Raw genomic sequence first — 19,916 nt, 5'->3', positions numbered from 1 at the left:
AGTCGATCATCACGCCCTCGGGCCTTACGAACTCATCTTGCTATTATGGTCCTGGTCATTGCGGCTCCCGCCGCTGCATCGATGGCCGGCTTGGTGGCCGTGAATGTGCTCGAGGCCCGGCGCGCTGCAGAGCGCGAGCTTCTGGCCACGGCCCGCGCGGTGTCTGCAGCGATTGATCTTGAGCTTGTCCGCCACATGGAAGCGGCGGAGGGTCTCGCCAGTTCGGATGCCGTAGCGGCCCGGGACTGGGCCAGGGCTCATATCCGCGCGGATCGGATCGATCTTCCTGAGGACACCTGGATCTCGATCGCCGGCCCGACCGGTGAAAGCTTGCTGGACACCTCAGCGGACGGGCCGACCACGGATCAGCTCGGGGTCATTGCGCGCGAGCCTCGGGTTGATGGCGTGATGGCCGGTCGCGGAGCTCACGTTTCCGGTCTGGTCCACCGTCCTGACCCGGTTGGACCCGTCGTGTCCGTGGAAGCCCCCGTACCCGGAGGCGACGAAGGTCTGCGCGTCTCCATCATCATGCGACCGGCAGCACTCGTAAGGGTGCTGGAGCGCCAGGTCGTCCCGGGATCAAGCTTTACGACTATCGTGGACGGCAGCTATCGCGTTGTAGCCCGCTCGCAGGCGCAAGCGCGGTTTGTGGGCGCAAGAGCAACGCCCGACATCATTCAGATTCTGAAGGTACGTCAGGACGGAGTCGTTCCCAGTCGTTCGCTCGAGGGCGAGGCGACCGTCGTCGCCTTTACGCGTTCGCCGCTCTCGGGGTGGACAACCATGGTGGTGGCGCCTCGGAGCACGCTCGACAAGCCGATCCTGACCAGCGCGATTACCTTGGGTCTTGCGCTGCTGCTCCTGGCGGCGATCGCTTCGTTGTTGGTGCGCACTCAGGTGCGTATCGTCTCGAGAGACCTGAGGGCACTGGAGGTGGACGCAATCACCTTGGGTGAAGGCGGACGCGTGCAGCCCCGCGCGGGGCACGTATCGAACTTCGACACAGTACAGTCAGCGCTCAGCGAAGCCTCCGTCGAGTTGCATCGGCGGGCTGAGCGCCAGACCCTGCTGATCAATGAATTGAACCATCGCGTGAAGAACACGCTGGCGACGGTTCAGGGGCTCTCTGCCCAGACCCTGAGACGTACAGACCCGGCGGCGCGCGCCGCCTTCGAGGGGAGGCTCGCCGCCCTGGCCAACGCCCACGACCTCCTGCTGCAGACGTCATGGACAGACGTGGACATGGGCGACATCGTCCGCCGCTGCCTCGCCCGCAATGACGATCGCATCCACGTGGCGGGAGAGCCAGCTGTCGTGCGTGCGGAGGCCGCCGCCGCCTTGTCGATGTGCCTGCATGAACTCACAACCAACAGTCTCAAGTATGGCGCGCTGTCTACAGCAAGCGGTCGCGTTGAGGTGACCTGGGCCTCGGATGACACCGGGCGGATCACCCTAAGATGGATCGAGAGCGGCGGACCGCGGGTGGACCCGCCGTCGCGGGAGGGATTCGGCGGCAAGCTGATCGACAGACTGGTGCACAACGAACTGAACGGCGCGCTGCAGAGAACCTTTGATCCGGCCGGCTTGGTCGTGGAGCTGGTGATGCGCCCGCGCCCGAAGGTCAGCCCTGACGGGACCTAGTCGGCAGCGACAGTGCAGGCCATCGAGCAGACGGCTTGAGGAGTCATCTGGCCGACGCAGAGGATCCAGCAAGCGGGAGGCCGGTTGCAGAGAGACCACATCTGCCGACAGGACACGCTGCCATGTTTGAAGCCGTTCCCTGGGGGATCGTAGTCATCGCCGGCCCCCTCGCCCTCGCCCTCGCCCTCGGATGGGCGCTGCGTCGCAATGCGAGGCGGGACCGGACCGAAGACCCTCGTACGCCGGCCGATGACCCGTCGAAGGGCCTGCCGGGGCATGATGTGAGCGACGGAACGCCGCCGCAGCTGAAAAGGTGAGCGCGCCAGCCACTCCGAGGTAGCCGGCGCCTATGGACCGGCAACGCCCGATCTGCCCGCAACCTGCCTCGGCCGCGTCGCGTTAGACCGGAATGCGCGGCGAACTCGGGACCTATTCCGCCAAACGGCGCTTTGGGGCGACGCCGGAGCCAAAGGGGATCCGGCGGCGTCGCGCCGCCAATGCTCCCTTGCGCTATCTGGTCCAGCGACATGCCGCGTCGCGGTTGCACTACGACTTCCGCATCGAACACGACGGCGTTCTCAAGTCCTGGGCCGTGACCAAGGCCCCGTCGCGCGATCCGGCCGTCAAACGACTTGCCGTCGAGGTCGAGGATCACCCGCTGGACTACGCCACGTTCGAGGGGAACATTCCCCCGGGCAATTACGGGGCGGGAACGGTCCAGCTCTGGGATACGGGCGCCTGGACCCCGCAGAATCCCGAGACGCTCGCCGCGGACTTTGCGCGCGGCTCGATCAAGATGACGCTGCATGGCGAGCGGCTGAAGGGCGGCTGGACGCTGGTGCGGCTGAAGACAGATCGCGGCAGACCGGCGAAGCGCGCCAACTGGCTGCTGATCAAGGAGAAGGACGCCCACGCCGTTCCGGGCGAGGGCGACGCCCTCGCGGCGATCGACGCCTCAGTCACCTCAAGCCGCACGATGTCGGAAATCGCCGGCGAGACGGCAGCCCCTTCCCGCCCCTCTCCAGGGCGATCGTGCAGCCCGTCCGCCAAGGCCAGCCGGAGCCTGCGCATGGCCGCACCCCCGACCTTCATCCCCATCCAGCTGTGCCGGATCGCCGACAACCCGCCGACCGGTCCCGGATGGGCGCACGAGATCAAGTTCGACGGATACAGGATCCAGATCGGCATTGGCGGGGGGCGGGCACGCATCCGCACCCGCAAGGGTCTCGACTGGACCGACCGGTTCCCCGACCTCGCGGCAGATGCGGCGCAGTGGCCAGACGCGGTGCTGGATGGGGAACTCTGCGCCGTAACCGCCGACCACACCCCGGACTTCGCCGCCCTCCAGACGGCGATCTCCGAGGGCCGGACCTGCGACCTGGTCTACTTCGCGTTCGATCTGTTGAGCGAGGGCGGCGAGGATCTGGGAGCGCTCCCTCTCGTCGAGCGCAAGGCGCGCCTGCGGGCCTGGTGCGATCGCGTCGGGACAGCGGGCGGACACCTGAGGTTCGTCGAGCACTTCGGGGCCAGCGGACAGGCCGTGCTGGCCAGCGCCTGCCGCATGGATCTGGAGGGGGTCATCTCGAAGCGCCTCGACGCTCCCTATGTGGCCGGCCGCAGCGCGACCTGGCTGAAATCCAAGTGCCGGGGGCGGGACGAGGTGATCATCGGCGGCTGGTCTGCCGCAAAGGACGGCCGCTTCCGCTCGCTTCTGGTCGGGGTCAGGGACGAGGCCGGCGGCGGCCTGCGCTATCTCGGCCGAGTCGGGTCGGGCTATGGAGAGGCCGTCACGAGACGCCTCGTCCCGGCCCTCAAGGCCGCGACCGCCGCCCGCAGTCCGTTCAGCGGGCAAGGCGCGCCAAGGGGCGGCCCCGGAATCCATTGGGTCAGGGCGATGCTGGTCGCCGAGGTGCAGCACGGCGGCTACACCGAGACCGGAGCCCTGCGACAGGCGGTGTTCAAAGGCCTGCGCGAGGACAAGCCGGCGCGCGAGGTCACCGAGCCGCCCCATGCCCCGGCGGCAGGCTCCGGATCAGCGGCGTCTGGTCCGCAAGGCGCCGGGCGCCGCGGCAAGGTAGTCGTGGCCGGCGTCACCCTCTCGAACCCCGACAAGGTGTTCTGGCCGGCGCACAAGGGCCACCCCGCCGTGACCAAGGCAGATCTGGCCCGCTACTACGAGGCGGCGGCGGAACGGCTGCTGGCTCACGTCGGCGATCGCCCCACCTCGATCTTGCGGGCGCCCGACGGGATCGGCGGCGAGACCTTCTTCCAGCGCCACGCCATGCCGGGCTCGAGCCCCCGTCTGAAGCTGATCGATGTGAAAGCGCGGACGCCCTATCTGGCGGCGATCGACACCGGGGGCCTGGTGGCCATCGCCCAGGCCGGCGGAGTGGAGCTCCACCCCTGGGGCTGCGCCCCTGGCGCGCCGGAGGTCCCCGCCCAGATCACCTTCGACCTTGATCCCGATGTGGGCCTCGCCTTCGCCGATGTGGTCGACGCCGCGCTTACCGTCAGGGAGCGACTGGAGGCGCTGGGCCTCAGGCCCTTCGTCAAGACAACGGGCGGCAAGGGCCTGCACGTCGTGACGCCGATCCGGACAGACGCCCGCAGCCGGGTGACCTGGGATCAGGCCAAGGCCTTCGCCAAAGCGGTGTCCGTCGCAATCCGCGGGGACGGCCCGGAGCGCTTCACCACCACCCTGTCGAAAAAGGCGCGGGGCGGGAAGATCTTCATCGACTATCTGCGCAACGGGCGGATGGCGACCGCCGTCGCGCCCTGGTCGCCGCGCGCCCGGCCCGGGGCCGGCATCGCCTGTCCGCTGGCCTGGACGGATGTGACGCCGGACCTCGATCCATCAGCCTTCAACCTGTGGAACGCGACAGCGCTGCTCGATGCGCCCGATCCCTGGAGCGGCTTCCGGGCGGAGGCCGTCAGCCTGCGGCCGGCGCTGAAGACGGTCGGCGTCTAGGCAGCCGAGGCCTTGCGCGCCCCGGATTTCCGCGCGGCCTTTGGCGCCGCCTTGCGAGACTTGGCCTTCGAGGTCGTGGACTTCGAGGACTTCGCCGCCTTGCTGGCCGGACGACCGCCCTGCAAGCTCTCCCGCAGCGCCGACATCAGGTCGATCACATTGCTCTCGTCGGGTTCAGCGACCGCCACGGTGCGTTTGCCGCCGCCGGACTTCGCCGCGATCATCTCTCGCAGGGCGTCCTCGTACCGATCCCTGAAGCTGGCCGGGTCGAAGTCCGCCTCCTTCTGCGCGATGATGCGACCGGCGATCTCGACCATGTCGGCGTCCGCCTTGACCGTCGGGATGTCGTCGAAGAAGTCCGCCTCGTCGCGGACCTCGTCGTGGGCGCGCAGCGTGTAGGCGACCAGTCCCTTGCCGCGCACCTCAAGGGCGACCTGCCGCTCCCGCCCGCGCAACACGAGGCATCCCAGCGCCACCTTGCCCTGCGCCTTCATGGCGTCCCGGATCACCGCGAAAGCCTCGACCCCCGCGCCCTTGTCAGGCGCCACGAAGAAGGGCGCATCCCAGAACAGCCGGTCAATCTCGCGCTCCTCGACAAACCTGTCGATAGAGATCGTCCGGGTGCTCTCCAGCCGAACCTTGTCGAAATCCGCATCGTCGAACAGGACGTACTCGTCCTTCGAGACCTCGTAGCCCCGCACCAGCGCGCTGCGCTCAACCGGCCCGGTTTCCGGGTCGGTCGGCACCATCCGGATACGGTTGTGCGTGTCCGGATTGATCAGGTGGAAGCGGACGTCGTTGCTCGAACTGGTGGCGGTGAACAGCGCCACCGGACACGTCACGAGCGAAAGCTTCAGATGTCCCTGCCAGGCCGGACGCGCGGTCATTTGGAGCCCCTCTGCAACGGTTCCGGTTCCTACGACGCACGGGCGGCCAGGAAGTTCCGCAGTCGCATCGGCCGGGGAGCCTGACCGCCGCGATGGACCGGTGAAACCCGCGACCCGCGCGCCAGTTGTGCGAGCCTGACCAGTGCGGTGAACAACGATGAAAAAGTACGCCTACGCTTGGCTGACGCTCGGCTTCTTTGCCGTATCGTTCGGAATGCACTGGCTCTTCGGCTGGTTCGCCTACGCCGACGAGGTCGCGAGCGAAGGCCAGGCGGCCGCCGTAACGCCCTGGCTTGTGGAGATGAGCCGCGACACCTTCGAAAACTGGCAGTCGGAGTTCCTGCAGCTGCTCTGGCAGGTCGTCGGCCTCGCCTACTTCCTCTACGTCGGTTCGCCGGCGTCGAAGGAGAACGATGACCGGCTCGAAGCCAAGGTGGACGCCTTGCTGGAGCTGGTGGGGCAGCAGCGGGGCGCGGCCCTGATCGAGGAAATTGACCGGACCCACCTGCGCCGGGACGGGCACGCGCCGATCCACCGACATCCCCCGTACGATCAGGCCGGGGACCTCGGCGCCTCATGAGCGAGACTTTGTCGGCCAGCTTGCCGGCCGAGCTGGAAGGGCGGATCACCCGCGTCCTGGAGACGCTCTGCGATCGGGGTCTCACCGTGGCGACAGCAGAGAGCTGCACCGGCGGCCTCGTTGCCTCTGTCCTGACGGACGTACAGGGCTGCGCCCATGCCTTCGCGCGCGGCTACGTCGCCTATACGGAGGCCGCAAAGATCGAAGACCTCGACGTGCATCCCGACATCCTGACAGTCCACGGTGCGGTTTCACGCCCAGCGGCGCAGGCCATGGCGGATGGCGCAAGACGGCGATCAGACGCGGACCTTGCCGTGTCGGTCACCGGCTATGCCGGGCCAGGTGAAGGCGAGATCGAGGAGGGCCTTGTCTATGTCGCCCTGGCGGAGTCCGGAGAGATAGCCATCGTGGATGAACACCACTTCGGGCCGCTTGGGCGAGGCGCCATCCGACTGGCGGCGCTCGCTGCGGCGATCTCTCTGCTCGAGCGGCATATCATGGGATGACGGCCGGCCTGCCCGGGCGGCGCGCGCAGCAGGACGATGTCGGGATCGCTCACGTCCGGGGCGACCGATAGCCGACAGAACGAAACACATTCTTCGGCCGTCAGCTTCTTGAGGTCTGGAGGATCTCAGGATGATGAAGCGCGTGCTGGTCACAGGCGGGGCCGGCTACATCGGATCCCACACAGCCAAGGCCCTTTGCGCTGTAGGCTGCCATCCGATCGTGTTCGACAACCTTAGCGCTGGCTATCGCGAGGCGGTGCAATGGGGCCCCCTCGTCGTCGGCGATGTACGCGATGCCGACGCCCTGGCCCACGCCATGCGGCTTCACGCCGTGAACGCAGTCATCCACTTCGCGGGTCTGATCGAGGTCGGGCGCTCCATGCGCGAGCCCCTGGCTTTCTGGGACGCCAATGTGGGCGGCACGGCGGCGGTGCTTGAGGCAATGCGCCTTTGTGGCGTGGAACGTATCGTCCTCTCGTCCACGGCGGCGGTCTACGGCCAACCGGACGGGGTACGCGCCCTCACCGAGAATCTCCCGCTCAATCCGATCAATCCCTATGGAGACACCAAAGTCGCTGCCGAACGCATGGTCGCGAACGCCTGCCTCGCCCACGGAATGACCGGGGTGGCGCTGCGCTACTTCAATGCCTCCGGGGCCGATCCGGCCGGCCGTATCGGCGAGGCGCATGATCCGGAAACCCATCTCATTCCGCTCGCAATCGAAGCTGCGCTTGGCCTCGGGCGCGAGCTTGAGATGTTTGGGACCGACTTTCCCACCTTGGATGGCACGTGCGTGCGCGACTACATCCACGTGGAGGATCTTGCGCAAGCGCACGTGCTCGCACTCAACCATCCTCTCACGCCAGGCACCTTTACCCCGATGAATCTGGGGGCCGGGGCGGGTTGTTCCGTGCTGGAAGTCCTGCAGGTCGTCGGTCGCGTAGTGGGTCGCCCGGCGCCACACAGGATAGCCCCGAGGCGAGCTGGTGATCCGGCCTGCCTTGTTGCTGACCCCGGGAGAGCACACCAGGTCTTGGGATGGCGCGCGCGGCACAGTGACCTCGAGACGATCGTCGCCTCGGCCATGGCCTGGCGCAGAGCGCCAGCCTTCGGCAAACGCTTTCAACGGCCGTCAGGGACCTTGCGTGAACGCGTCGCTTGAGCTGTGGGGCGGGGTCGAGTGCACCGTCAACCGCGTCGGTAACGTCTGGCGGGACCAAGTGCAGCTGTCGGGCCACGACGCACGCCTCGACGATCTCGACCTGATTGCAGACCTCGGCATCCGCACGCTGCGTTATCCGGTCCTCTGGGAGCGGACGGAGACCGCGCCGGGCGTGTTCGACTGGCGCTGGGCCGACGCCCGGCTGGCGCGCCTGCGCGAGCTGGGCATCCGTCCCGTCGTGGGATTGGTCCACCATGGTTCAGGCCCGGACTGGACCGACCTGCTGGACGACGCCGGGTTCGCCAGGGGGCTGGCCCGCTTCGCCGGGGCCGCCGCCGCGCGCTATCCATGGGTGACCGACTGGACCCCGGTCAACGAGCCGCTGACGACCGCCCGGTTCAGCTGCATGTACGGCCACTGGCACCCTCATAGGCGTGATGAGGGCGATTTCTGGCGAGCCCTGCTGAACCAGATGGACGCGGTGCGCCTGGCGATGCACGCGATCCGCGCGGTGACTCCGGCCGCCCGACTGATCCAGACCGAGGACTTCGGCGTCACTTCAGGCACGCCGCCCTGCCGTGACCAGATCAGGCACGAGAATCTGCGGCGGCTGGCGACCTGGGACCTGCTGGAAGGCCAGGTCACGCCCGACCACGGCCATTACGCCCATATCGGCAGCTTCGGTCTTCAGGATCGGCTTGACGCCTTCCGGGCGGATCCGTGTCCCGCTGACGTCATCGGGCTGAACCACTACGCGACCAGCGACCGCTTTCTGGACCACCGGCTCGCTCGCTATCCGACGCACAGCCACGGCGGCAATGGTCAGATCGCCTATGCCGATGTTGCTGCCGTGCGCGTCCTTGAGGCCCCCATGCACGGATGGACCTGGCTGCTGGACCAGCTGTGGACGCGCTATGGCCGCAGCATCGCCGTCACCGAATGCCACCTCGGCTGCTCGGCAGACCAGCAAATCCGCTGGCTCGCCGACTGTTGGCAGGCGGCGCAGGCGGCGCGGTTGGCCGGGGTTGCGGTGGAGGCTGTAACAGTCTGGGCCCTGTTGGGGAGCCACGATTGGAACAGCCTGCTGACGCGGACGGACGGTCACTATGAACCGGGGGCCCTTGATGTTTCCTCAGGCGTCCCCCGGCCCACGACACTAGCGAACGCGGTCGCCCACCTCGCCAAGACAGGTGGACTCCGGGACGCGCCCGCGCACTGCGAGATGGCGCCGGTGGGCTGGTGGCGAACGCCCGAAAGGTTTGAGCCGGCGCCGGCCTGACCGGTGTCGGATTTTGGCCTTGGGACGCGAAAAGCCGCCGCGCATCAGCAGGATGGAACCACCGCCACACGGCGCGATTGGCTGCGGTCATCCTGAAAGGCCAATTCCTTGACCCAGTCCTCCGAGCCTGCGCCCGTCGTCGAACTCCCGAAGGTCGGCCCGCGACGCGACGCCGTCGTTTGTCTTTCCCATCTGCGTTGGGACTTCGTGTTCCAGCGCCCGCAACACCTCATGCGGCGGTTCGCTGAGACCCGGACCGTCATCTACTTCGAGGAGCCGCTGCCGCCGCGCCCCGGCGACGGCGTGTCCGTGGACACCCGGACCTGCAGCGAGACCGGCGTTCTCGTGGCGACGCCCCGCCTGCCGGAAGGCCTGGAAGGCCCCTGCGCCGCCGCGGTCCTGCGCCAACTGCTGGAGGAAACCCTTCAGTCCCAAGCCGTCAGCCGGCCGGTCCTCTGGTACTACACGCCCGTGATGCTGCCGGTGGCGCGCCACATCGAGGCCGCCGCGATCGTCTATGACTGCATGGATGAGCTGGCCAACTTCCGGTTCGCGCCGCCCGAACTGACCGAGCTCGAAGCCGAGTTGCTGACGGCGGCTGACGTGGTCTTCACCGGCGGCTTCAGCCTGTACGAGGCCAAGGCGCACCGGCACGCCAACATCCACCCCTTCCCGTCCAGCGTCGACCGGGAGCACTTCGGCCGGGCCGTGGCGCGGACCGATGACGGCCGTCCGCGCCTCGGCTTCTTCGGCGTCATTGATGAACGGATGGACCTCGGTCTGATCGCGGCGCTGGCCGAGGCGCGCCCGGAGTGGGACATCGAGATCGTCGGGCCGGTGGTGAAGATAGATCCGGCCGAGCTGCCCCGGGCGCCCAACCTGACCTATCCCGGACAGGCGGCCTACGAGGACCTGCCGGGCTGGCTGTCACGCTGGGATGTCGCCCTGATGCCCTTCGCGATCAACGAGTCGACCCGGTTCATCAGCCCGACCAAGACCCCGGAGTACCTCGCCGCCGGTCGACCAGTGGTGTCCACGCCGATCCGCGACGTCGTTCGCCACTACGGCGACCTCGCCGCTGTCTTCTTGGCGGAAACGGCCGACGCCTTCATCGCGGCCTGCGATGGTGCGCTGGCGCTGGCGCGCTCTGAAGACCAGGGCTGGCGTGATGAGGTCTCGGCCGAGTTGGCCAGCCTGTCGTGGGACCAGACGCATCTGCGGATGGATGCGCTGGTCAACCAGGCCGCCCGACCGAGGTCGCGCCCGCTCCCCGCCCCCGCCATCCACGCGGCCGGACGAGCGGTCCCGTACGACGCCCTGATCGTCGGCGCGGGCTTCGCCGGGGCTGTCATGGGCGAGCGTCTCGCCTCGGCCGGTCAGAAGGTGCTCGTCGTGGATCGCCGGCCCCACATTGGCGGCAATGCGCATGATCGCCGCGACGCCGCGGGCGTGCTGATCCACGCCTACGGCCCGCACATCTTCCACACCAACTCCGCCGACGTGTTTGACTACCTGTCGCGTTTCACGCGCTGGCGACCGTACGAACACCGGGTGCTCGCGCAGGTCGGCGCCAAACTCGTCCCCATGCCGATCAACCGGACGACCCTGAACGCCCTCTACGGCCTCGATCTCCGGTCCGATGAGGCGGCCGAAGCGTTCCTCGCCAGTCGCGCAGAGCCGGTCGAGCGCATCCGCACGTCCGAGGATGTGGTCATCAACGCCATCGGCCGCGAACTCTACGAGACCTTCTTCCGTGGCTATACACGCAAGCAGTGGGGCCTTGATCCGTCCGAGCTGGACCGGTCGGTGACTGCCCGGGTCCCCACCCGGACCAACACCGACGACCGCTACTTCACCGACGCCTTCCAGGCCATGCCAGCACAGGGCTACACGGCGATGTTCGAAGCCATGCTGGATCATCCGGGCATTACGGTCGCCACGGGCGTCGAGTACCGCGACGTCGTCGACGATGTCCGGCATCAGCGGCTGGTGTTCACCGGACCGATCGACGAGTTCTTCGACTACCGTTTCGGCCGCCTGCCCTACCGCTCCCTGCGGTTCCGCCACGAGACGCTCGACCAGGCGCATTTCCAGCCGGTGGCGACGGTGAACTACCCCGACGAGGCGACGCCCTGGACGCGGATCACTGAATACAAGCACCTGACCGGCCAGCAGCACCCGCGCACCAGCATCACCTACGAATACCCGTCCGCGACCGGCGATCCCTATTATCCGATCCCGCGACCGGAGAACCAGGCGCTGTTCAAGCGCTACGAGGCGCTGGCCGCGGCGCGCCGGGACGTAACCTTCGTCGGCCGGCTGGCGACCTATCGCTACTACAACATGGACCAGGTGACGGGGCAGGCGCTGGCCACAGCGCGACGGCTTCGTGATCCACTGACCGTTCAGACCGGAACCGCCGTCGCGGCCCTGACGGGATAGGCATCTCCAGGCGAGAAAAGAAAGCCCCGCCCGGAGTATCCAGGCGGGGCTTCAGGCGCTGCCGCAACCCGACTAGGCGTCGGGCGTCTCCAGCGGAGTCGTTCGGCCTGCCCCGGGTCCCGCGCCGAGATCAGCGCCGGTGACAGGATCGGCGTCCGGGTCGGACCGGGTGCGGGCGGCAAAGGCCTCGACCGCCTTCATCTCCGCCCGGCCCAGGTCGACCGTGGCATGGCCGTCGCCGCCGTCGACCGCAGCCTGACTCTCGCGGTCCTCGACGACGTCCCAGAGCTCGCCGCTGTTCCACGGGCCGGAGGTATTGCCCTCCCCTTGCGACATGTCGAAGTACACGTCGGCGAAGGCCGGGTCGGCCGGGAGCTTGCCGGGCGGAAAGTTGGCCGGGATGGCGTACAGCGCCTTCTCGAAAGCTTTCTGGTGGGCCACTTCCCGGGTCATCAGGAAGCGCAAGGCATCCTTCACGCCGGGGTCGTCGGTCACATTGATCAGCCGCTCGTAGACGATCTTGGCGCGCGCCTCGGCCGCAATGTTGGAGCGCAGATCGCAGGCGGGGTCGCCGATGGAGTCGATGTAGGCCGCCGTCCAGGGGACACCGGAGGAGTTCACCAGCGCGGTTCCGCCCCCGTACAGGATCGACATGGTGTGGCTGTCGCCTCCCGACGTCATGCTGGCGTAGAGGTCCGCCTCTTCCTCCGCCGCCTCCGCCAGCCGCCCCTTGGCGCCACGATTCAGCATGGCGACGATAGAGCCGATGACTTCGAGGTGGCTGAGCTCCTCGGTGGCGATGTCCATCAGGAGGTCGCGGCGACCGACGTCCTCATCGGCGAGCCCTTGGGTGAAGTAGCGCATCGCAGCGGCCAGCTCGCCCTGCGGCCCGCCGAACTGCTCCAGCATCAGTGTGGCGAGACCCGGGTTCGGCTCGGCGACCCGCACCGTGTACATCAGCTTCTTGTTATGCATGAACATGAAAGGTCTCCCGGTCAGCGGCTGGCGTTGTCGCCGCGGCGACGAAGCTCAAGGTGTTTGTCGATGACCATCGGCAGGCTGTCCTGCACCCACCGCGCCATCCGCATCTCCTCCTCCAGCGTCTCTTCGAGGGGGGCGAGCGCGAGCGAGTAGCTGCCGTGCTCGGCAAGGATGATCAGGCTCTGATAGGCGGCCAGCTCGTAGTTCTCGAAGGCAAAGTTGGCCAAGGCGTTCTTGATCACCTCGTCGTCTGCGATGGCGTGACCGAGCGCCGCAAACGTGCCCCCCATCGACATCGCGGCGTCCTTTAGCCCCGACGGCCGGGCATCCAGGGACGTCAGCAAGGTGTCGAGCCGCTCGATCTGGAGCTCTGTTTCTCCCCGGTGCTGCCGGAGCATGTCGGCGACCTCCTGGAAGTTCTTCGCCCGCTCGATCTGCCGATCCATCATGGCAAGCGCCTCGTGTTCCATGGCGTGGGCGTTCTTCAGGCCCGTCACGAACAGGTCGCGCCAGACGTGATCGTTTAAAGCGTCAGTCATCTTGGTCTCCTCTTCGACAGAAAGAGGAAGGCCGTGAGGGGACGGGTGGCGCCCGAGTGTCGGGCAGACGACCCTTGGCGGGGCTACGCAGACCCACCACAGCAAACGAAACATATGTGAATGGCTTGGGCATTGGCGGGCGTCAGTGTGGCGTCATGTTTGATGTCACCCCCCCGTCGACCGAGCAGCTGCGCTGCTCCCCCTCAGCCCGACCGGAGCGGGAAGCGCTGGCGCGGCATCCGGTTTTGATCGCCTTGCCTCAAGCGCTGCAGGACGCCGCCCATGCACAGGGGCGCCTGATCCACCAGGCGACCGGCCAGCGGAGGACCACCGGGGGTTCATTGGGTTTTCTGATCGAAGGCGCGCTGGCAGTTTACGACGAGCGAAACCTGGCATGCATCGAAAGGCTGGGAACGGGAGCCACGTTTGGCTGGGAGACAGCCCTGACAACCCGAACGTCCGAACAGGAACTGCTCGCCCTGCTCGACACATCGTGGCTGGCCATACCGGCCGCCCTGCCCGCGCAAGTGATGGGAATCTCCTGGGTCGAGCGCATGTTCGGGCGCCATGCACTCGACCGTCTGCGACGAATTCAGTCCCTGTCGGCCTGCCAGGTCGTCCATGCCGTATCGGCCAGAACCGCAACCCTCATCCAGCAGCTGGCGACATCTTCCGCGACAGAAGAAATCCGCACCACCCAGGCGGCGCTGGCCGACGCGCTGGGCGTCCAGAGGACAAGCGTCAACGCGGCGATCAAGGATCTGGAGGCGGCCGGCGCCGTGCGGGTGCGACGCGGCAGTCTCCGCATCACATGCGCCTCGACGTTGGCCTGTTTCGCCTGCGGCTGCGGCTGCGGCTAGCGGCGCAACTCCGGCGCTGGCGGAACGCGGCCGTCGCTATCGGGCATGTCGGCCGAAAACGACCAGCTCGCCACTGCGTAACCCAACAGGTCACCGCCCGCGTTGCGAACTTCAACGCGAACTCCGGAACCGTCGCAGTCAGAAACCGCTAGGTCCCGGAGCAGTTCGGCGAGAAACCGGACGGCGTCACGGTTCGCGGACCTGTCGTCGACCGCCTCGACGGTAAGGTGCGTCGGGGGCGCAATCCCGGTGACGGCGTAATGGTAAGAGGCCATGTCCAGCGGATATACGGACAACCTGCCAATCCGGACGCCGGACTTCGGCAACCCGACAGACGCCCTCGTCCGGAAGTTTCTGCGCCGTGATCAGGTTTCAGCCATGGAACGCGGCGCGCTGGAAACCCTAATGGAACCGCCTCGGCGGGTCAGCGGGGGTCGGGTTCTGACCTCCCTGGGGGAGCGTCCAGACGCCTCGACGCTGCTGATCTCCGGCATATGTGTACGCATGAACGTACTGCGGGACGGGTCGCGATCCATCACGCAGCTGAGTCTGGCCGGGGATTTTGTCGACCTGCACAGCTTGCTGATCCCCCAGATGGATCATGCCATCCTGACCCTGACGGACTGCTGGGTCAGCCGGGCGCCACACGCCCGCATCCGGTCCCTTGCCGAGCGTTGCCCGCACCTTGCGCGCCTCCTCTGGTTGGAGACGGTGATCGACGGCGCGATCCATCGGCAGTGGCTGCACCGGATGGCCACCCAGGACGCGCTGGGTCGTCTTGCGCATCTGATCTGCGAGACCGAGGCGCGGCTCGCCGTGGTCGATCTGGTGGAGGACGACAGCTTCGATTTTCCCCTTACTCAGGTGGACCTCGCGGACTGCCTTGGCCTCTCCACGGTCCACGTCAATCGCACCCTGATGAGCCTGAGGCGCCTGCAGCTGGTTGAGTGGCGAGCCGGCCGTATGCGCCTGCTCGACCGCGAGCGCCTGCAGCAACTCGCCGAGTTCGATCCCACGTATCTCCGACTGGATCGGGCGCCCGTCTGAGGTCACGTCCCTCCTGCTGCAAGCGGGCGACTGACGTAGCCCCCCGCGCCAAAACGCACGCCAGAAAACGTGGGTAGGGACGTGGGTAAATCGGCCATCGCCCCGCAAATGCCCGCCACGACTGGGCTCGCAGAAGACTCCCTCCGCCAGCGACCCGACGAGGCCAGGCCTTCCCCCAAGCGACTGACCGTACGAACCTTGCTGGCCACCCCGGATCGGGTCTGACGATTGATGGCCCCGGCCAGCAAGGCCGCCCCGGCGTCGGTGGGATACGACGCCCCCGCTTGCTCCCGGTCCCTTCCGGTGAGAAGCCTCACCGGACATCGCATCGCCCGGGGCTCCTCATGACCGCCTTCCAGATCACCCGCGACGGCCCGGTGGCGCATCTGCGCCTGGCGCGTCCGGAGGCCTCCAACGCCCTTGACGCGGAGTTCTGGCGCACCTTCGGCCCGGCCCTGCGCGAGCTCGACGCCACCGGCCAGGTGCGCGCCCTCGTCATCTCCGGGGCTGGCAGGAACTTCTGCGCCGGGATGGACATCTCCGTCTTCTCGGGCGGGGCCATCCTGCCGGCGGACACCTCGTCCGAGCGCCAGGCCTTCCACCATGCGGCCCGCCAGCTGCAGGACACCCTGACGACGCTGGAGAAGGTGCGCTTTCCGGTGATCGCGGCGGTCCACGGCGCCTGCGTCGGGGCCGGACTGGACATGGTCTCGGCCTGCGACCTGAGGCTGGCGTCGGCGGAGGCGTACTTCCGCATCGAGGAAATCAACATCGGCATGATGGCGGACGTCGGGACGCTGCAGCGCCTGCCGAAGATCCTGCCGGACGCCGTGGTGCGGGAGCTGGCCTATCTGGGCACGAGCCTGACCGGTGACCGGGCCGAGCGGCTGGGCTTCGTCAATGCGGTTCTGCCGGACGCGGAGGCCACGGTCGCGGCGGCGCTCGAGATGGCCGGCGCCATCGCGCGCAAGGCGCCGCTCGCCATTTCCGGCTCCAAGGCCGCCATCACCCATGCGCGCGACCACACCGTCGCCGAGAGCCTCGAATGGGCGGCCGTGATGCAGGGCACCCTGTGGAACCCCGCCGACATCCTCGCCGCCATCCAGGCCCGCCGGAACCGGGAAGACGCCCGCTTCGCCGACCTCGCGCCGCTGTCGGGCCTGGGGGACCAGGCAGATTCAGCCGGAGGCGGCTGATACGATCAGGGCACGATCAGCGGTCGGAGCGCCGGGACGGCGGCCACAAGTTCATGGGCCACGATGGCGGCGAACACATCCGCGCCCTCGCGGCCGAGGTGGGTGTAGTCGAAGCTGATGCGCGCCTGCCCGAGCGGCTCGACCGCGGCGTTGTTCTGCGTCGCCGCGGGCGGGGCGGGAACCGGGCCGGCCGCCGGGGCCCCGGCCGACACCGTCGTGCCGGTCAACAGGGCGGCGGCGACCTCCGGCGACGGCGGCAGCTGGGCGAAGCGCGCCGACAGCATGGGGCCCAGCGCCTCGACCACGTCGCTGCTGCGGGCGTTGAGGTCGACCAGCGGCGTGTTCGTCTCGCGCGCCACGGCCCGCACCGCCTCGGCCCAGGCCGCCAGATCACGGCGCAGCCGTCCGCCGGAGAACTGCCGCCGGGTCAGGGGGGTGAGCAGGACCGGCACCGCGCCGCGCGCCCGCGTCTCCTCGACGTAGCGCCGGAGGAAGGCCGGGTACTCCGTGGCCAGGTCGGTGGAGCGCCCGGGTCGGCCCGGCTGGTCGTTGTGGCCGAACTGGATCAGCACATAGATGGCGGCGTAGCCGGGCGTGGACATCTCCGACAGCGCCAGATCCCACGACCCCTCCCAGATGTAGCTGCCGGAGCTGCGGCCGCCGCGGGCGAGGTTCACGCAGGCGGCGAAGGAGGTGACGTGGTAGGCGCAGAAGCTCGGGCCCCAGCCGCCGGCCACGGCCGTGGTGGAGTCGCCGACGAGAATGATCTTCGAGGCCGAGATCGGCCGGACTGCAGCCCGGGCGGCGATGTCGGACTCCGCGAGCGGCGTGCCCGGCGAGGCCTCGGGGAGCGCCGGGGGCGCCGTCTGGGCGGCCGCCATCCCGGCACCGGAGCCCAGCATGGCCGCCGCCGCTACCGCCACGAGATCTGTCGTGCCTGCCCTGCCCCGCCGGGCTTCCCCCCGGAGCCTCCGCCTGCGCCCGTTCATCATGATCTTGCCCCCGCTCCACGGGAGGCGCCTAGGCGCGCCCCCTGATTGATCCGGCTCAGCCCGCGTCGCCGCCTTGGCCCTCAGCCTCGGCAAGGGCGTCGAGAGCCTCCGGGATGAGCTCCAGATTCTGGATCGCCGCGAGGCTCCACTGCGACACCCCGTTGGTCGACATGCCTGCCTCCTCCTCGACCGGACGCAGCACGGCGGAGCCGGCCACGCGCTGTCGTCGGGACACCGGCGACAGGTCCTCAAAGTGGCTGCCCTCGAGAAACTCGCGGGCGGCGCGGGCGGCCAACGCTGGATCGTCGAGCGCCCGGGCGGCCCAGGCCGTGAGCCGCGAGTGCGCCTGGGGCAGGCCCCGGTTGCCGACCCGGGTGCCGAGATAGGCCTGCAGCTCGGCCGCGGGCGCATTGTACCAGGCGCAGTATTCGACCCAGCAGGCCCGATAGGCCGGCACATCCACCAGCCGGAGCAGTTCGGCGTGGGTCTCGACCGCGCCGAACACGGCGTTCAGGTGCGAGATGCCGATCCGCTCCCCGGCGCTGACGAAACGGCCGCTGCGGACGTCGTAGTGGCCCCCGCCGTGGAACCAGCGGTGCGGCAGCGCCGCCAGACTGGTCATGCCGGCGACGATGCGATCGCGCCAGCGGCGGTCGCCGGTGCGCTCCCACTCGGTCATCCAGGCGGCGAGGAAGGAGCTCCAGTCCGTGCCGAAGCCGGCGTCGACGATCGGCCCGCCCGGCGGGGGATCATCCGGCGCGGCCCGCTTGCGCCGGATCTGCACGCGGGTCAGCGTCTCGTCCGAGGTGACGAGGCTGCGCATCAGGTCGCCGATCCGCTCGTCGGCGGTCAGGTAGTAGTAGATGCGCCGGAAGGCGGCGTTGCTGACCCGCGGTTGCTTGGAGCTGTCGCTCCAGTGCTGCACCCCGTGGCGGGTGCCGAAGCCGCGCCAGGGACCGATGTGGTAGCAGTCGACCTCGCTGGAGTGGCGCGTCATCGCCTCGGCCATGCGGAAGACATCGGCGCGGCCGGTGCGCAGGAAGCTGTACCAGAGCCACAGGTCCGGCGAGAGCTCGGAGTTGGCCCAGGCGTAGCCCCCGATGTCGTAGCGCCATTCATGCCGGTCCTGATCGTAGGAGTGCATGACGTCGCCGTGGTTCCAGAAGCCGTACCAGCGCCGCTCGGCGATCTGGTCGCGGTAGAGATCCAGCAGGTCGTCGAGACGGTCCTCAAGACGCGCGCGCATCGGCGTCGAGCGATCCGGCAGGCCCCAGTCGCCGAACACCTCGACCGCGCGCAGCCGGGCCGGCGGACAGACCAGCCGCGGCGGCGTCTCGATCCCCGTCGCCATGGCCGCGAGGGTCTCCCGCGGCGGCGTCGCCCCTAGCGCCCAGAGGGTCAGTTCGCTGGTGCGGGCGATGCCGTAGGGCGTGCCCCAGCCGGCCTCGTAGTCCTCATAGGTGATCTCCAGCCCCTCGTTCTCGGCGGCGTGGTCGGTCATGCCGAGGCCGTTGTGATAGGGCCGCAGGTCCATCGCCGGCGCATCCGGCGACCACAGCCAGGCGGTGACCTGCGCCGCCTCCCCGGCGGCCCCGCGGACGTCCAGCCGGGTCGGCCCGGCCCGCCAGAAGTTGGCCAGCCCCAGCGCGACACCGCCGGACACGCCCCCGGCATAGACCAGACCGGCCGCCCGTCCGCCGGACTGGGCATCGATCCAGGCATGGCCCGGGCCCGTCCGCTTGCGGATGGCGAAGCCGTCGGCGGTCGACTGCGACAGGGTGAAATCACTCCAGGCCGGGATCAGATGCAGACGGTTCCCGACCCGCGGGTCCATGTCCGCGACCGGCGGAATCGGCTGGCCGGCGACCTGGGCCTCGCGGAAGGGCGCGCCGGGATCGCGCCGCAATCCGGTCAGCGGCCGCACCGCCTCGCCCCACAGGCCGCCCTGCTCGCCGCCGAAGCGGACGTGACGGTCCTGCAGGGCGTCGCGCATCGGCGCCGTCGCCTGCACGCCGATCCCCCGGATGAAGTCCGTCGCGGGATCACCGTCGAAGATGAAGCTGTGCACCATCCGGACGGCCTCGCCGTCCGCGTGGAAGTAGAGCCGCACCGTGAAGGGCAGCCAGGCGCGCGCCGCATCCCGGTGTCGCCCCTCGAAGCGCACCACGGCCCGGACCGGACCGGCTTGCTCGACCACGGCCGTCTCGACCACGCTCTCGAAGCGGCTCTGGCGCACGGCGGGCGCCTCCGACAGGTCCGGCGCGTCATCCCTGAGACACACCAGCCTGAGATCGCGCAGCACCTCGCGGCCCTCGTGGGTCGCGGAGGCGATCAGCGAGGGCCCGCGCCGCGGCAGGCGCCAGCTGAGGGGCCCGCAGTCGATCTCGATCCGCTCATCCGTCTCCCGCACCCTGACCGGCCGCGCCGGCGCAACCGGCGTCCCCGGCACAACCGCCAGCGCCTGCGCGGGGGAGGTTTCAGCGCCGAGCGCATGGCCGCTCCACTTGAGCGACCCGTCCGGCCAGACCGCCAGGGGCCAGCTCTGCAGGGCCCTCGCCTCGCCGGCGTCATCGATGGCGCGGAAGGCCTGACCGGGCCGGAACAGGCCTTCGGGCCAGGGCACGCCCCAGGTCTGCCCCTCGTGGCGCACCGGGGCGGCGCCATCCAGCCAGCCGATGGGGGTCGCCGGAGGCGCATCCCTGGCGGCGGCCCGGGCGCTTGCGGCCCCGGCCGCCACCGCCATGGGGGCGCTCGCCACGGACGCGACGACAGACCGGCGGGTGAAGGCGGGAGGGATCATGGCGCGGCTCCGGGGCGTCAGACGCAGCGGCGGAAA

16 protein-coding genes are annotated in these 19,916 nt (G+C 68.9%); 10 read left to right on the top strand and 6 right to left on the bottom strand.

Translation table 11 applies throughout. The annotated features are described in order from the left end of the window. Nucleotides 1-45: 45 nt before the first annotated feature. Both VGN74_RS03825 and ligD read left to right on the top strand, forming a co-directional pair. Nucleotides 46-1,641, top strand: coding sequence for a sensor histidine kinase (locus VGN74_RS03825; protein ID WP_327446031.1), 1,596 nt, complete (start codon nt 46-48; stop codon nt 1,639-1,641). Between the two features lie 409 nt (nt 1,642-2,050). Then, complete coding sequence (gene ligD, locus VGN74_RS03820) at nt 2,051-4,609, top strand: DNA ligase D (protein WP_327446030.1); 2,559 nt, start codon at nt 2,051-2,053, stop codon at nt 4,607-4,609. On the opposite strand, the gene VGN74_RS03815 is transcribed toward ligD, so the two are convergent. Next, a complete protein-coding gene (locus VGN74_RS03815) occupies nt 4,606-5,496 on the bottom strand; it encodes a Ku protein (RefSeq protein ID WP_327446029.1) in 891 nt (296 codons plus the stop codon). The two genes, ligD and VGN74_RS03815, sit on opposite strands and share 4 nt — an antisense overlap. 157 nt (nt 5,497-5,653) lie before the next feature. On the opposite strand from VGN74_RS03815, the gene VGN74_RS03810 reads away from it, so the two are divergent. From VGN74_RS03810 to glf, 5 genes are all read left to right on the top strand, one after another. Continuing rightward, nucleotides 5,654-6,076 (top strand): DUF6766 family protein, encoded by a 423-nt coding sequence (locus tag VGN74_RS03810; protein WP_327446028.1) that lies wholly within the window; start codon nt 5,654-5,656, stop codon nt 6,074-6,076. Next, entirely contained in the window at nt 6,073-6,582 is a 510-nt protein-coding gene (locus VGN74_RS03805; RefSeq protein ID WP_327446027.1) for a nicotinamide-nucleotide amidohydrolase family protein, read from the top strand. Before VGN74_RS03810 ends, VGN74_RS03805 begins: the two co-directional genes overlap by 4 nt. 130 nt (nt 6,583-6,712) lie before the next feature. Continuing rightward, entirely contained in the window at nt 6,713-7,744 is a 1,032-nt protein-coding gene (gene galE / locus VGN74_RS03800; protein ID WP_327446026.1) for a UDP-glucose 4-epimerase GalE, read from the top strand. Beyond that, on the top strand, nt 7,728-9,023 hold the full coding sequence (locus VGN74_RS03795) for a family 1 glycosylhydrolase (protein WP_327446025.1): 1,296 nt from the start codon (nt 7,728-7,730) through the stop codon (nt 9,021-9,023). The genes galE and VGN74_RS03795 overlap by 17 nt, the downstream gene beginning before the upstream one ends. Before the next feature lie 231 nt (nt 9,024-9,254). Further along, nucleotides 9,255-11,465: a UDP-galactopyranose mutase gene (gene glf / locus VGN74_RS03790; protein WP_327446024.1), complete on the top strand. Its 2,211-nt coding sequence runs from the start codon at nt 9,255-9,257 to the stop codon at nt 11,463-11,465. Between the two features lie 72 nt (nt 11,466-11,537). Here the strand turns inward: glf and VGN74_RS03785 are convergent, their stop codons facing one another. Continuing rightward, entirely contained in the window at nt 11,538-12,446 is a 909-nt protein-coding gene (locus VGN74_RS03785) for a manganese catalase family protein (RefSeq protein WP_327446023.1), read from the bottom strand. 14 nt (nt 12,447-12,460) lie between these two features. Then, nucleotides 12,461-12,985 (bottom strand): ferritin-like domain-containing protein, encoded by a 525-nt coding sequence (locus VGN74_RS03780; protein WP_327446022.1) that lies wholly within the window; start codon nt 12,983-12,985, stop codon nt 12,461-12,463. Nucleotides 12,986-13,140: 155 nt separating this feature from the next. On the opposite strand from VGN74_RS03780, the gene VGN74_RS03775 reads away from it, so the two are divergent. Continuing rightward, nucleotides 13,141-13,845: a Crp/Fnr family transcriptional regulator gene (locus VGN74_RS03775; RefSeq protein ID WP_327446021.1), complete on the top strand. Its 705-nt coding sequence runs from the start codon at nt 13,141-13,143 to the stop codon at nt 13,843-13,845. Here VGN74_RS03775 and VGN74_RS03770 read toward each other — a convergent pair. Next, nucleotides 13,842-14,120 (bottom strand): DUF6894 family protein, encoded by a 279-nt coding sequence (locus VGN74_RS03770; protein ID WP_327446020.1) that lies wholly within the window; start codon nt 14,118-14,120, stop codon nt 13,842-13,844. The two genes, VGN74_RS03775 and VGN74_RS03770, sit on opposite strands and share 4 nt — an antisense overlap. Here VGN74_RS03770 and VGN74_RS03765 point away from each other — a divergent pair. Then, complete coding sequence (locus VGN74_RS03765) at nt 14,119-14,892, top strand: Crp/Fnr family transcriptional regulator (RefSeq protein ID WP_327446019.1); 774 nt, start codon at nt 14,119-14,121, stop codon at nt 14,890-14,892. The genes VGN74_RS03770 and VGN74_RS03765 overlap by 2 nt on opposite strands. 344 nt (nt 14,893-15,236) lie before the next feature. Further along, the gene (locus tag VGN74_RS03760; protein ID WP_327446018.1) at nt 15,237-16,088 is read left to right on the top strand and encodes an enoyl-CoA hydratase-related protein; all 852 of its coding nucleotides are present in this window, start codon (nt 15,237-15,239) and stop codon (nt 16,086-16,088) included. 5 nt (nt 16,089-16,093) lie between these two features. On the opposite strand, the gene VGN74_RS03755 is transcribed toward VGN74_RS03760, so the two are convergent. Both VGN74_RS03755 and VGN74_RS03750 read right to left on the bottom strand, forming a co-directional pair. Further along, a complete protein-coding gene (locus VGN74_RS03755) occupies nt 16,094-16,990 on the bottom strand; it encodes a rhamnogalacturonan acetylesterase (protein WP_327446017.1) in 897 nt (298 codons plus the stop codon). 145 nt (nt 16,991-17,135) lie between these two features. Further along, nucleotides 17,136-19,880 (bottom strand): Tat pathway signal sequence domain protein, encoded by a 2,745-nt coding sequence (locus tag VGN74_RS03750; RefSeq protein ID WP_327446016.1) that lies wholly within the window; start codon nt 19,878-19,880, stop codon nt 17,136-17,138. Between the last annotated feature and the right edge of the window lie 36 nt (nt 19,881-19,916).

The organism is Brevundimonas sp., assembly GCF_035998205.1.
In the GTDB taxonomy this organism is placed as follows: Bacteria; Pseudomonadota; Alphaproteobacteria; order Caulobacterales; family Caulobacteraceae; genus Brevundimonas.
Note: the sequence above shows the minus strand (reverse complement) of the source record. Positions and strands in the feature narration are given on the sequence as shown.

Excerpts from the sequence above, each read along its gene's own strand:
- galE (WP_327446026.1), top strand. The coding sequence starts at position 6,713 with ATGATGAAGCGCGTGCTGGTCACAGGCGGGGCCGGCTACATCGGATCC.
- VGN74_RS03755 (WP_327446017.1), bottom strand. The coding sequence starts at position 16,990 with ATGCTGGGCTCCGGTGCCGGGATGGCGGCCGCCCAGACGGCGCCCCCG.
- VGN74_RS03785 (WP_327446023.1), bottom strand. The coding sequence starts at position 12,446 with ATGTTCATGCATAACAAGAAGCTGATGTACACGGTGCGGGTCGCCGAG.
- glf (WP_327446024.1), top strand. The coding sequence starts at position 9,255 with ATGCGGCGGTTCGCTGAGACCCGGACCGTCATCTACTTCGAGGAGCCG.
- VGN74_RS03765 (WP_327446019.1), top strand. The coding sequence starts at position 14,119 with ATGTCCAGCGGATATACGGACAACCTGCCAATCCGGACGCCGGACTTC.
- VGN74_RS03750 (WP_327446016.1), bottom strand. The coding sequence starts at position 19,880 with ATGATCCCTCCCGCCTTCACCCGCCGGTCTGTCGTCGCGTCCGTGGCG.
- VGN74_RS03775 (WP_327446021.1), top strand. The coding sequence starts at position 13,141 with ATGTTTGATGTCACCCCCCCGTCGACCGAGCAGCTGCGCTGCTCCCCC.
- ligD (WP_327446030.1), top strand. The coding sequence starts at position 2,051 with ATGCGCGGCGAACTCGGGACCTATTCCGCCAAACGGCGCTTTGGGGCG.
- VGN74_RS03760 (WP_327446018.1), top strand. The coding sequence starts at position 15,237 with ATGACCGCCTTCCAGATCACCCGCGACGGCCCGGTGGCGCATCTGCGC.
- VGN74_RS03770 (WP_327446020.1), bottom strand. The coding sequence starts at position 14,120 with ATGGCCTCTTACCATTACGCCGTCACCGGGATTGCGCCCCCGACGCAC.
- VGN74_RS03810 (WP_327446028.1), top strand. The coding sequence starts at position 5,654 with ATGAAAAAGTACGCCTACGCTTGGCTGACGCTCGGCTTCTTTGCCGTA.
- VGN74_RS03815 (WP_327446029.1), bottom strand. The coding sequence starts at position 5,496 with ATGACCGCGCGTCCGGCCTGGCAGGGACATCTGAAGCTTTCGCTCGTG.
- VGN74_RS03780 (WP_327446022.1), bottom strand. The coding sequence starts at position 12,985 with ATGACTGACGCTTTAAACGATCACGTCTGGCGCGACCTGTTCGTGACG.
- VGN74_RS03805 (WP_327446027.1), top strand. The coding sequence starts at position 6,073 with ATGAGCGAGACTTTGTCGGCCAGCTTGCCGGCCGAGCTGGAAGGGCGG.
- VGN74_RS03825 (WP_327446031.1), top strand. The coding sequence starts at position 46 with ATGGTCCTGGTCATTGCGGCTCCCGCCGCTGCATCGATGGCCGGCTTG.